9 protein-coding genes are annotated in these 13010 nt (G+C 54.0%); 2 read left to right on the top strand and 7 right to left on the bottom strand.

The genetic code is table 11. The features are described 5' to 3' along the window. Positions 1–509 precede the first annotated feature (509 nt). Positions 510–1145, bottom strand: coding sequence for a PEP-CTERM sorting domain-containing protein (locus GXP52_04840; protein NOY86608.1), 636 nt, complete (start codon positions 1143–1145; stop codon positions 510–512). Positions 1146–1691: 546 nt separating this feature from the next. Next, on the bottom strand, positions 1692–3827 hold the full coding sequence (locus GXP52_04835) for a GAF domain-containing protein (GenBank protein ID NOY86607.1): 2136 nt from the start codon (positions 3825–3827) through the stop codon (positions 1692–1694). A 640-nt stretch (positions 3828–4467) separates the two neighbouring features. On the opposite strand from GXP52_04835, the gene GXP52_04830 reads away from it, so the two are divergent. Then, on the top strand, positions 4468–5943 hold the full coding sequence (locus GXP52_04830; protein ID NOY86606.1) for an HD domain-containing protein: 1476 nt from the start codon (positions 4468–4470) through the stop codon (positions 5941–5943). Between the two features lie 29 nt (positions 5944–5972). On the opposite strand, the gene GXP52_04825 is transcribed toward GXP52_04830, so the two are convergent. Then, on the bottom strand, positions 5973–7538 hold the full coding sequence (locus tag GXP52_04825) for a HAMP domain-containing protein (GenBank protein NOY86605.1): 1566 nt from the start codon (positions 7536–7538) through the stop codon (positions 5973–5975). A 3-nt stretch (positions 7539–7541) separates the two neighbouring features. After that, positions 7542–7916, bottom strand: a complete 375-nt coding sequence (locus GXP52_04820) for a response regulator (GenBank protein NOY86604.1) — start codon at positions 7914–7916, stop codon at positions 7542–7544. A gap of 225 nt (positions 7917–8141) precedes the next feature. On the opposite strand from GXP52_04820, the gene GXP52_04815 reads away from it, so the two are divergent. Further along, positions 8142–9866, top strand: a complete 1725-nt coding sequence (locus GXP52_04815; GenBank protein ID NOY86603.1) for a diguanylate cyclase — start codon at positions 8142–8144, stop codon at positions 9864–9866. Here GXP52_04815 and GXP52_04810 read toward each other — a convergent pair. Genes GXP52_04810 through gltX form a run of 3 tightly spaced genes read right to left on the bottom strand, consistent with a single transcriptional unit; the run spans position 9814 to position 12928 of the window. Next, positions 9814–10761: an SH3 domain-containing protein gene (locus tag GXP52_04810; GenBank protein NOY86602.1), complete on the bottom strand. Its 948-nt coding sequence runs from the start codon at positions 10759–10761 to the stop codon at positions 9814–9816. The genes GXP52_04815 and GXP52_04810 overlap by 53 nt on opposite strands. Further along, positions 10758–11465 carry a competence/damage-inducible protein A gene (locus GXP52_04805; protein ID NOY86601.1) on the bottom strand — a complete coding sequence of 236 codons (708 nt, stop codon included), beginning with the start codon at positions 11463–11465 and terminating at the stop codon, positions 10758–10760. Before GXP52_04805 ends, GXP52_04810 begins: the two co-directional genes overlap by 4 nt. 29 nt (positions 11466–11494) lie before the next feature. Beyond that, positions 11495–12928 (bottom strand): glutamate--tRNA ligase, encoded by a 1434-nt coding sequence (gltX, locus tag GXP52_04800; protein NOY86600.1) that lies wholly within the window; start codon positions 12926–12928, stop codon positions 11495–11497. Between the last annotated feature and the right edge of the window lie 82 nt (positions 12929–13010).

Raw genomic sequence — 13010 nt, 5'->3', positions numbered from 1 at the left:
AAACTGAAAAGGGCAAAGATCATACCTTTCAATGCGCTTTGGCGGCCTACGGCCGCAACCCAAAGCCTTCATCTGCGAGAAACCCCGCGCCCTACGGCTTAAACCCAAAACCCTCCTTTAATCCCCTTTATCCCTGTTAAATCAGAATTTTCACGGCTCCCCATGGTCGCCCCACGGGATCGCTTCCGCCGTCGCTCTTCGAGCTATGGCAGGACAGGCACGATGACAGGCCTTGTGCTTATCCTCCCCGTGTCCCTGCATCCGCTCTTCCCCTCTGGACTCTGGACCCTGGACACCCTGTCGCGCCGTAGCTTCAGCGAAGGCGGATGGACACTGGACTCTGGACTGCTTTCCCCCGTTGAACATTGAACTTTGAACGTTGAACGATCTTCACCCTATAGCCTGCTCTTGGACGTTGGACCTTGATAAGGTACGCATTGGTCGAATGAACTAAAAAAAGCAGAACCACATGGTCCTGCCTTTTCGACAATAATCATATGATCGGAAAACTATCCCTGGAACTTCCTCCTGAATCCGGCCAGGCCGAACAGGCCGGCGCCGAGGAGCAGGACAGTGGACGGCTCGGGAACCTTCTGGGTATCGTCGGAGGGAGGTACAAAAAGATCCGTATCAACAATATCGTTGGGAATATCGTTGGACGCATATCTGGCAAATTTTGCATTGTACAGATCGAAGTGGAGGTTTTCCAGCCCGGCAAACGAGGTATCCTCGAAATTGAAAGCATACCAATAGCCGCCTTCTCCTGCAATCGGTCTCCCCGGATTATCAACTAAAGTATTGTAGGTACCCGTCTTTTGCAGGGGATCGAAAGCGAACTCCAACCGGGTAAAATATGCCGGGAAAATGCCGTGTTCATGAAGATCTCCCGGATCCCAGGTTTGAAAATAGATGTCTAATGGAGCAGCGCCGTTGGTCACGTCCCCGGCAACCGAGACGTAGTAGGTGTCCAAAACGGACGCTTGGTTCTTCTCCGTCAGGACGGCGTAGAGGGGTAAGTCCCCCTGGTTGGTGACGATAGTCTGGGCAGGGGGGGAATGGTCAGGACCCGCCGAAACCAAAAATGCGGCCATCACGAAAATGATAATGATGAAGACAGGAAGCGATTTTTGAAAGAAAACTCTCATGGCGTATATTCCCTTTAAAGTCGATCGAAATAAAACTCGAATCCAGAAAACTATATTTCAATTGAAGTTTTGCAAGAACGATACCATTGGGGACACAAAGGTAGAGGTTGATGAAATCACCCTAACAGGCTGATTTTAAAGCGCTTCCGATGCCGTACCGGAACGGACCAGAGGTACCATACGCTGGATCGAGGCCGTGTTTTGTAAATGACACCGATAGTTTCCTGAGCCTGGACATCCCGGACAGGTCCATTCTGTGAAATACCTTTAATAACAAGAGGTTATCAGGAAACTTGACCCCGATCATCTCCTATAAATTTTCCATCACTTTACAGTGGGCGAGGGGGATCTAATTGCAAATTGCGCTGAGATTATGGAAACGCGTATCCGAAAGATGCCGGGGTGGTCATCAACTTGGATAATCCCGGCTGCACCATATCAAAACGGTTGTATCAAACCAGTTGGAGGTTGTTGGGGAAAACTTTTCCACTTTGAGGAAAACACTTCTTCAATAGCCCCGTTCTTTTTCCTACTTCCGGGTACCCCTTAATGCTCAATGTCCATGGCCTTGAACGCTTTGACCACGCGGCCATCGAACTGTGACCAGTTGTTGTTGTCCATGATTTTCAGCGCATCTTCGCGTTTCATGGCGGGGCGGTATGGACGGTCGCTCGTCAAGGCGTCGTAGCAGTCTGCCACCGCCATGATTCGGGCGCCCATGGGGATCTCCTCGCCCAGCAGGCCATCCGGATACCCTTTTCCGTCGTACCTCTCGTGGTGGGCCTTTACCGACGCCAGGTCCACATCCATCCCCGGGATGGACTCCAGTATCCGATAACTCCAGATGGGGTGGGCCTTTACCTGCTCCCTCTCGTCCTCCTCCAGGTCCCCCGCCTTGCTTAGCAACGCCTCGTCAATAGCTATGCGGCCGAGGTCGTGGAACTTGGCCGACCTGGCCAGAACCTCGGCGTCGCCCGCTGAGTATCCCATCTTTTTGGCAAGACCAAGGGAGAACTGCGCCACTCTGTCACTGTGCCCCGACAGGTATGGGCTCTTCTCCTCGGCAACCCCCAGGAGTACATCCGCCGTATGGCTGAAGAAGCCCTCCTGGGCTTTGGTGAAGCGCTTGCCTTCGGCTATGAGTTCCGCCACGCCCTGGGCCATGGGCAGAATATGGTCAAGGTCCTCCTTTTCAAACGCCTCTCCATTTACCGGGTTGCTCAGGTTCATAACCCCCACGACATCATCGCCGTGGATCAGGGGGACACTCATAAAGGAAGGAGATGTATAGTTGAGCCTCCCCCGCGGCCTTTTGGGGATTGTTCGCTCGATATCCTGAATAAGGAGTGGGCGTTTTGTCCGCACCACACTGCCGCTGATGCTGTTCTTCAGGGGCAGGGACATGGCGCGTATATCCTCTTCAAACCCATGAAACCCGGTTCCCTGGATAAAACGGAGGGCCGCCCCGTTGTCATTGAGAACGAGGATGGATACCCTGCCGGCTCGGGCGGCACGGGAATAGAAATAGACCAGTTGCTCCAGCAGGGCATCCAGGTTGAAGAATCTTCCCATGGAGGACAGCAGTTCCTGGATCTGGATGGCGACGGGATCTCCCTGCGCCCTTGCCAGGGTGCCCAGGTGTTTTTCCACCGCATTTCCGCCCTGGGTACGGGCGCGCCGGGCAGCTTCTTCGGCGCCCTGAAGCAGTTCCAACTGGGTAACAGACCCCGGGAAGGTGGACACGCCCACACTGACGGTGAGCCCCAGGGAGGCATGGCCGGCAATCCCCTTCATCTTGTTGGCGGAAACCATGGTTTTGATCCGGTTGGCAAAAACGTTTGCCTTCTGTGCATCGGCATCCGGGAGGATCAATCCAATGCAGGATTCGGAATAACGGGCCATGATGTCGATGCGCCGGATTACCTTACCGATGAGGGACGACACTTCCCTGACCATTATGTCCCCTTCCAGGGACATGACAGCCACCTTCAGTTCCTTGAAACCATCGATATCAACCAGCAGAACACTGAACGGGTTGCTGTTTCGTCGGGACCGAATGAGTTCCTTTTCCAACTCCTGCTCGAAAACGGCGCGCCTCGGCAGATCGGTGAACGGGTCCTTCTCCAGACCCGATGGATACTGGGCCTTGAACAGGCGGTGGAACATCCCTTCCATCTGGAGGGCCAGGATCCACAGCATTCTTACATTCTCGTCACTGAAGCTGTTGGCTTCCGTCTTGAATATCTGGAGGACCCCCTTTACCCTATTGTCGTGGGAAATGGGGATTGAGACCGCCGATCGGCAGCCGGTGTAATAGGCAAGTTCTTCCAGGGTTTTGGTGTCAGGGTTGTCGATCCGGACTGGCTGGTGGTTCTCTACGGTCCAGTCCAGGACGATGTTGCCAAGGCTGAGTTGAGGGGGAAAGGTCTCCTCGAATCCCCTCACCAGGGATGGGTGGTACTGTTTTTCATCATCGTCAAGCAGGTAGAAGAGAGCCCGGTCGTAAGGGACAATGTCCATCACCAGATCCATCATGACGTTCAGGGCGGAGGACATCTTGAGATTCAGGCTGTAGATCATGGTGGACTTGAGCAGGACATTGAGATTCTTTATCCACCCCTGCGCAACCCGGACATCTAATTCGGGAGCGACCTGGACGATGTATTTTTCTCCACGTTTCAACTGTTTGCACCTCGTAAAAAGTCCATTGATGGCTTTTTACTCCTCGGAAAGCGAAAAGCGTCGTTTCCACTTTCCTCTCGAATCAACGACTTGCGGGACAAGCCGTTGATTCGGGCGCCCCTCAGTGGGCGCGTTGATGACTTTTTGCGAAGTCATCAACTATGACTCCCCCGGCAATACGCAGAAATCCCCTTTGTCCCCTCATGGTAAACCGGAGTGTTATCTTACAAGAACCATACCAAAAAGGTCAATACGGTTAAATTTAAAATTTAAAAGACCAAATCTGCTCTCCCCCTCTGGACTCTGGACACTGGACTCCCTGTCCGCCATAGCTCGCAGAGCGAAGGTGGATGGACTCTGGACTCTTTTTGTCACGTTGGACGTTGGATTCCAGATTCCGGGACTTCATTTTACCCGATCCCCACTCATTTCAAACATAACAAAAAACCTTTCAAATATACATAGCTGCCTGGTCGGGTTTGGAAAAAAAGGGCGCTGCAAGGCGTTGTGCTGTAGAAAAAACTCTGGTATAGTTTCAAAAATGAAACTATACTTGTGTGCGCGGTTTTCCACTCAGGGTTAGACCGAGGGGTAAGAACACCCCCGTACCACGGGGTATATCAAGATGAGTCTTCAAAATATGACAGTTCCCGCAATCCTGCTGGGCCTCGTCTGCCTTGCCGTATTGGTGTATTTTCTTGTTTCTCTTCACAGGTTGAACCGTGTCGCCTCGGCCCTCAGAAAAGGCGACGGATCGGTTGACGTACCGCTGATCCGATTTCCCTTTCTAAAGGAAGCCAGTCAGCATTACCGTTTCTTTCACAACGCCGTTTCCGACCTGAATCATCTGGAAAAATACCAGCAGCGAATGCACGCGTACGAAAAGAAGGAGATGGAGCACATCCTTGAAAAGGAAGACCTGTCCAGGCAGCTGGAAAAACAACTCAAAGAGGTACGGAATGCCCATGGGGTCGTGTCCGGCCTGAACACCGACATGGAGAAAAAAAATAGAAGCCTCAATGAGGCTATCAACAGGTTGTCGGCACTCAATCAGATCAGCCGCATGCTGGGCATTGAACACGACCGCCGGGAGATCTATCGAATGCTCGTAGCCCTGCCCAGAGAACTCATGGGCGCCGAGATCGGCCACATCCTTCTTTATGACAGGGATAAGGACGAGATGGTCATGGAATACTCCCAGGGGTTGAAGGAGAGCCCCGGCGACAGGCGCAGGGTCAAGGTGGGCAATGGGATGGCGGGATGGGTGGCAAAAAATAAAAAGCCCCTGCTCGTAAAGGATTTCTCATCCCAGGATTTTTTCTCCGCCACCAGCAGCATCGGCTACAGGAGAAAGACGGCCATCTCCGCCCCCATCATGATCAGGGACGATCTCATTGGGGTCATCACACTGATCAATAAGGACAACGGCCAGCCTTTCGTGGAGGCCGAACGTACATTACTGGCGACCATGACCTCGGAAGCGGCCATGGCCCTTCACAACGTCCTCCTTCTCGAAAAGGTCCAGAAGAGCTATTTCGCAATGGTCCAGTCTCTCATCACCGCCGTTGAAGCCAAGGATGTCTACACCAGGGGCCATTCCGAGCGGGTCACACAGTACAGCCTCCTGATCGCTGAACAGATGAACTTTCCGCTGGATCGGATGGAGATTATCCAGCAGGCCGGGGTTCTTCACGATATAGGGAAAATAACCGTGGAACTCGCCATTCTAAACAAGCCGACCGGTCTTAACCCGGATGAATATCGGAAAATCCAGATCCACCCTGACGTGGGCTATCGTATCCTTCAACCCATCGATTTTAATGAAACGGTCAAACTGGCCGTACTTCAGCACCACGAGAGGCCCGATGGGAAGGGATATCCCAACGGTTACCGGTCTGACCAAATTCTCCTGGAGGCGAGAATTCTGGCCGCCGCAGACGCCTTCGACGCTATGACTACAAAGCGGCCCTACCGTGATCCTCTCAGTCTCGACGCGGCAATGAAGGAGATGGAAAACTGCGTGGGAACCCAGTTCGACCCCGAGGTGGTCGCCGTCCTCAGGAAGATAGTGGATGCCATGGCTTCCAGCGGGGCCATGGCATCGATGTACGCGTAGAGGCGGTTCCCGCTAGGCCGCTCCCCATTTTAACCCAGCGGGATGGTAAACGTAAACCTGCTTCCCCGGCCAAGCTTGCTCTCGGCCCATATCTCGCCGCCGTGGGCAATAACGATCCTCTTGCATATAGCAAGCCCGAGACCGGTCCCCTCCTCCTTCCCGGGAGGCCCGACCTGTGCGAACTCCTCGAAAACGTGGGGCAGTTCATCCGAACTGATCCCGATCCCGGTATCCATGACCGAGACAGCGACGACCGGCGGCTGCATTTCAGGGTGAGGTTCCGCATAGACTCTGATAGTACCCCCCTCGGGGGTAAACTTGACGGCGTTTCCGATCAGGTTGACGAGTACCTGGATAATCCTGTCCTCATCGAAAACGGCTGTAACTCCCATGTTCTCGTCCACGACATCCAACGTCAGCTTTTTCTTCTGTACGAGGGGTACCATCTGCCCGACTACTTTTTCCACGGGCCGGATAATGGGTACCGTCCTCTTTTCAATGGGCATCTTGCCCGCCTCGATCTTTGTCAAATCGAGCATGTCGCTTATCAGGTCACCCATGCGTCCGCATGAATGCAGGGTCTCGTTTACCACCCCGAGTTGGGTTTCCGACAGGTCGCCGGCAAAACCGTCCTTGAGGGAATCAAGGTAACCTTCCACAACTGCGAGGGGGGTCTTCAATTCGTGGGTGGCGATGCCCAGGAAGTTTGACTTCAGTTTATCCAGTTCCAGGAGCTTCTCATTTGCCGACTTGAGAGTGACGTTGATCTCAACCAGCTCGTTGTTGGCCCTGTTGAGCGCCTCCGTCCGATCCTGGACCATCCCCTCCAGATGCTCATGGTAGCGCTGCACCTCTTCCCTGGACCTCTCCAGATCGGTGATCATCTGATTGAAGGCGATGGTCAAAGAAGCGACCTCATCGTGCCCCTGTACGGCGACTGGCTGAGGTGTCCGTCCCTCGCCAACGTCCCTGATCCCATCAGTCAACGTTTCCAGGGGTTCCGCAAACCGGTTCACGGCCACAATGAGGACCAAAAGACTGATAATGTAGACAATAAAGGCGTTAACGGCGATAAGCCGGGTGATTTTGGAGGTAACGGCCCGGACCTCGGATACGTTCAGCCCCAGCAGGAGAAACGATTTTTCCCCACCGGCCTTAAGGGTGACACGCCTGTATACCTCAAGTACGTCGCCATACAGGTGAAACCGGTTGCCCCCCTCCGGCAGGTCATAAAGTTCACTAAGCGGAAGGGATCCCGAACCCAGGTCTCGGCCCTTTGAACAGCTCGATGCAAGGATGTTTCCCTTTTCATCGAAGAATGTCGCGTAGAGGATGCTGGAATCGGCGCAAATACTGTCCATGGCCAGTTTTATTTTGGCCGAGTCATTGTAGGAAACCACGGTGGCACCGAGATTGTTGCCCACGAAGCGCGCAACGGAGGAAGCCCTGCGTTGGGCCTCCAGGATGATGAATTTTCTGGCCTGGCTGACAATGGAAAGTCCCGTCAGGAAGACAGCCGACAACAGGATAACAAGGAGGCCGATGATGGCCTTCCTGCGGATACTTGACCTGATCCACTCGATGGGATTGAACATTTGCTACCCCAGGTGTCTTAGTACCTTATCGACCACCTCCACGGCCTTGAAAGGTTTTGTAATGTATTCCACAGCCCCAAGCTCGGTGGCCTTATTCATATCCTCACGGCTCTTCCGGGCGGTGAGCATTATCACGGGTATGGTTGCGGTGCTCTCACTTTCCCGAAGCCTCTCCAGGACCTCGAAACCATCCATTTTCGGCATCATGATATCCAGAAGGATAAGGTCGGGGCAAAGTTCCCTCGCCTTGGCAAGGGCTTCTTCCCCGTTGTAGGCGATCTGAACGTTAAGCCCCCGGGAAAGGAAGAGGAACTGAAGCATCTGTGTCAGGGATGCCTTGTCCTCGACCACAAGGACGGTTTTTCCTGCTGTTACCATCTGTTTCCTCCATGAATGAATAACCCGCGATGCAACCCACGTCAGGTGAACTGCCCCTGCCTGCGCCGACCACGGCATATTAAGCAGACAAAAGCACTTAAACACATGATTGTCGTCTTATATCACAGAAGACCTCACAAGTTAAACAATGATAGGGTCGTAGTAAAAAGTCATCAACAATCCATGCCATTTGATTTTGGCGTTTCATTCAGTTATGGTTCTGCCATGAAAATAAACGATACTTTACAAACATTCTCAAATCAGAAAAGGGCCGTCGGCAAACTTTCATCCGGCATTACACGCCTGCTGGCCGCGAGTCAGACCATCAGGTTCCGTGTTCTCGGGCTTGTAACCGTGAGCGTCCTTATCCCCTCGTTCCTGGCCGGAATGCTGGCCATAAACTACCTGGACAACATTATTGAGGACCAGGTCTATCAGAATCTCTCGGACACGACTCACCGCACCTCCCTTAATATTTCCAGTTGGTTTGCAGACCGTTCCTCCGACGTTAGGGCATTCACCTCGTCCTACCTTCTCACTGAAGAGGTGGATCATATACTGCCGGAAAAAAACTCCGGTGCGTCCATGGAAAAATCCCGTTCCGCCATTAATAAATACCTTACCTATCTTCTTGAGGACAACCAGTTATTCGTGGGATTCTCCGTTTTTTCGTCAGGCGGAGAGGTCCTGGCCGGCCGGCCCGCCGACGCCTTTCCTGAACCTGATAATCCGGCAACACTCCAGAGTATAGGCAAGGATCCTGTTTTTCAGGAGACCACCAATTCCGACGGACTTCGGATCATCGTCACCCAACAGTTGGGAATCGGCTCCGACGGACCAAAATCGTATTTTCTGGCGGAACTTAAGGGGGAACGCCTCAGGGGCATTATCGCGGAGAACATCCCCCCCCACTCTAACGCCTACATCGTTGACGAATCAGGCCATCTGAGGGGAAAACCTGTTCCCGAAACCACCGTCATCGCCCCCGCGAGTGAGATCATCAAAACATTGGGCGAAGATGCCAATTCGTTCACCTACAGGGGTATAGAGGGTGAACAGGTAATCGGAACCAGCCATCCGATGGAGCACCTCCCCTGGTACCTTATCACGGAGACCACCCGAAAACAGGCATTTTCACCTCTTACCACCTTCCGCAACCAGCTCTTCGTCATGACAATCCTGCTGGCGGGCATCCTTCTCATCCCGGCCCTTTACCTGGCCAGGACGATCATCCTGCCCTTGGAGGACTTGAACAGGGTGTCCAAGAGGATTCGGATGGGAGAGGCAGGGCTGGAAGTTAAATCCAGGGCCGGGGGCGAGCTTGGCGAACTTGTGAGTGCTTTTAACAGCATGTCGACAAGCCTGAAACTGAGCATGGAGGAAATACAGGCCATTAACAGCCAGCTTCAGATCATAAGCGTTACCGATCCCCTGACCGGGATGTACAATCGTCGATATATGGCGGATCACATTGAAAGGGAGATGAAAATTCTCCAGAGAACCGGGGAACACCTCTCCATCATCATGGCTGATCTCGATAACTTCAAAGAATACAATGACAAATACGGCCATATCGCGGGCGACGAGGCGCTGAAAGAACTTGGGGAGGTTCTCGCCTACAGCATCAGGGAGACGGATGTCGTCTCGCGGTTCGGAGGCGAAGAGTTTCTCATTTCCATGAGCCATACGGACAAGGAAGGCGCCTTAAAGGTGGCCGAAAAAATACGCCGCGCCGTGGAGGAGAGAATTTTCGATCTCGAGGGGGAAAAGACCCGTATCACCATCAGCCTTGGGGTCGCGACATCCCCGGAAGACGGGACAGCTTTCGATGAACTTCTGGAGACCTCCGACAAGGCCCTGTACCGCGCCAAGGAAGAGGGAAGAAACTGCGTCTGTTCTACTGCAGATAGTTCGAATGAATCCATCCCCGGAGACCCGACGTCGTCCTGACCAGGATCCAATTGCCCTTTTTCTCTTGCCCCGTTACCTTCTCACCATGTGACAGCAGCCCCAGTTTTTTGGAAGAGGAATTCGGCATCGCTCTGAGGTTGACCTTCCTGGTATTGACTGTCAGCACCTTCGAATCAATGCCGCGGAAGGACTCGTAGAGCGTGGAAATGAGATCAAAGAGGTATGCCGCCCCACCCGGATTCTGACGTTCCATCTCCTTTTTGCCGTTTTGAAGGAATTTTCTGCCTTGGCTAAGATAATCCTTGGCCTGTTCATTGAAGGCGTCCTCGTTCATCCTGTCGATAATGACCCTTGCCTCGGCGAACATCGCGGCGGCTTCAGCGGGAGAAGCCATTCCCTGGATGCGGGCACGGGTTCGGACCACCTCCCTCACAGCATTATCCCGCGCGGCTTCCATTGCCGCCAACCGCCTGGTGGAAGCCTGGGCTTCGCTCTCCCTTACCCCGTTGACGACATCCAGATCGTCATGAAGGGACTTAATCTCAGCGCGAGCCGCGGTAAGCCGGTGCTGAAGACGAATCTTCTCAGGAATATTGCCACCGGACGCGATGCCGGATATTTCATCTCTAATACGGTCCAGGAGGGGGCCGACCTTGACATCAAGCCGCTGGACCTGGCCGAAGTCTTTCCGGGTTCCGAAAAATTCCATCTCACCCACCAGCGCCCTGACGGCGCCAAGGCTCTCGGGTGCCACGAGCACCGCTCCAGGGGATAGTTCGGCCAACTGTTCCTGTCTGGTCTTGATCTGTTGTTCCATCTGCACAACAGAGGATTTCCCGGTCCTGACGTTCCCGAGGACGGCGCAGCCACCCATGGCGGTGGATAGAACCAGGATTACCGGAATATATGGAAAGCCGAGCCGGCAAGGTCTCATGTGTCAATCCTCCTCCTGACAGCCTCAAACGCCTGTTTCAGCTTCTCGGACGATCTGCTCCTGAGCACAAGCCTCACTCTATACTCTCCTCCGGCCGTGACGGGATAGGATCCGATCTTGACAATCGGGTAGTCCCCCTGGATCCCTTCCAGGACATTGGCTATCTCCGATTCGAAACGGGTGGTGAGGAACTCCTCACTGTGGATAATCTCCCCGGCCATTTTCCGGCTGATATGTGGAAACATGGATCGGACCATCGATGGGATCCCCGGCAGGGCGCCCACGTTGCCCATAAGAAACCCAGGCGCCGCGGAGCCGGGATTGGGAATCAGGGACGCTCCTGAGGGAAGCATGGCCAGCTGTCTGAGCCTTGGGGAAAGAGGGGCGCCCAGTTTCCCCTCAAGGGCGGCGATTACCTCAGGGTGCTCAATCAGGGGTACATCGAACACCTGGGCTACAGCGTCCCTGGTCAGGTCATCGTGGGTGGCGCCGATCCCGCCGGTGGTTATCACCCACTCGAACGTTTTCTTCATCCACTTCAGGTGATTGACGATGAACGACAGATCATCGGGCAGGACACAGGAGTAGCGGAGATCGACCCCCAACCTGAACAGTTCTCCGGAGATCCAGGCCAGGTTCCGGTCGACGACTTCCCCGAAAAGGATTTCGTCTCCTATGACGGCTATGGCAACTGTCGAGACCATAGGTTTCCTCTGATTGGCCAAAGTTGGTCTCATCGTGGAGATGGATGGCGACCTATCGAGGCCAGAATCCAGTCGCATGCCCGCTGGATTCGCCGCAAAGTTTTATCCTTCCCCAACACTTCCATGACCTCGAAAAGTCCGGGGCTGTTTCTCCGGTAGGTAAGCGCGATGCGCAGAGGCTGGGCAATGACCTTCAGTTTGATCCCTTCAGCCTCCAGGAAGCTTCTAAATGCCTCATGGAGGGATTCCTGGGTGAAAACCTCGACCCTGGAAATGAGCTCCGAGACTTTCTCCAGGAGTGGGGCGATATCGCTCGTAAGGAACTTTCCAGCCGCTTCCTGGTCATACTCCAGTTCCCTGAAGTAGAATTCACATTGGTCGGCCATCTCCACAAGGGTTCCCGTCCTTTCCCTGAGAGTAATGACAGCCTTGGGGAGCCAGGGAATGTCGGGCCCGTCGCCCAGCAGCCCCTTTGCTTCGAGAAAAGGAACAAGTCTCCCGGCCACCTCTTCCTCGGGCAGGGATTTCAGATAGCTCTGATTCAGCCATACCAACTTGTCCAGGTCGAAAACCGCAGCTGATTTGTTTACTTTTTCCAGGGTAAACTTATCGACGAGTTCGTCGATGGAAAAGATCTCCTGGTCGCCATAAGACCATCCGAGCCGTACCAGGTAGTTAACCATGGCCTCCCATAAATAGCCCATTTCGCGGAATTCGGTAATAGAGGAGGCCCCATGGCGCTTGGACAGGCGCTTCTTGTCGGTGCCGAGGATCATGGGCATGTGACCGAATTGAGGCAGACCATAGCCCAGGGCCTGGTAGAGTTGGATCTGCCGGGGTGTATTGGACAGGTGGTCCTCCCCCCGAATGACGTGGGTGATCCCCATGAGGGCGTCATCCACCACCACGGTGAGGTTGTAGGTGGGGTTGCCGTTCGAACGGCGGATGATCAGGTCATCCATCTGACTTTCGTCGAAAAGGACGGGGCCACGGATGAGGTCATTCACTATGATAGTGCCTTCCTGGGGTGCCTTGAAACGGATGGTATAAGGCCCGGAATGATCGCCGTCCTTGAGGCGCCGGCAGCGGCCGTCATACTTTGGAGATCCTCCCCTGACCATGGCCTTTTTCCGCCTTAGTTCCAGTTCCTCCGGGGTACAGTAGCATCGGTACGCCTTTCCCTGTTCAATGAGCCTGTCTATGTGCTCATTATACAGGTCAAACCTTTCGGTCTGGCGATAAGGACCCTCATCCCAGTCCAGGTGGAGCCATTTCAAACCGTCCAAGATCCAGCCTATAGCCTCGTCTGTGGACCTTTCGAGGTCAGTATCCTCCAGCCTCAGGACAAATTTGCCCCCATTGTGCCGGGCGAAAAGCCAGTTGTAAAGAGCAGTACGGACCCCTCCGACGTGGAGGTATCCGGTGGGGGAAGGGGCGAACCGTACACGTACATCGTTGCTCATGGATTATCCTTGTGCGAAGCAATCCCGAAGAATTGCGCTCGGGGGACCAAGGCTAAAAGCTTTTAACACAGCGCAGCCTTTC

It is taken from the genome of Deltaproteobacteria bacterium (assembly GCA_013151915.1).
GTDB lineage: Bacteria > BMS3Abin14 > BMS3Abin14 > BMS3Abin14 > BMS3Abin14 > BMS3ABIN14.
This window is presented reverse-complemented; position numbering and strand designations above follow the sequence as displayed.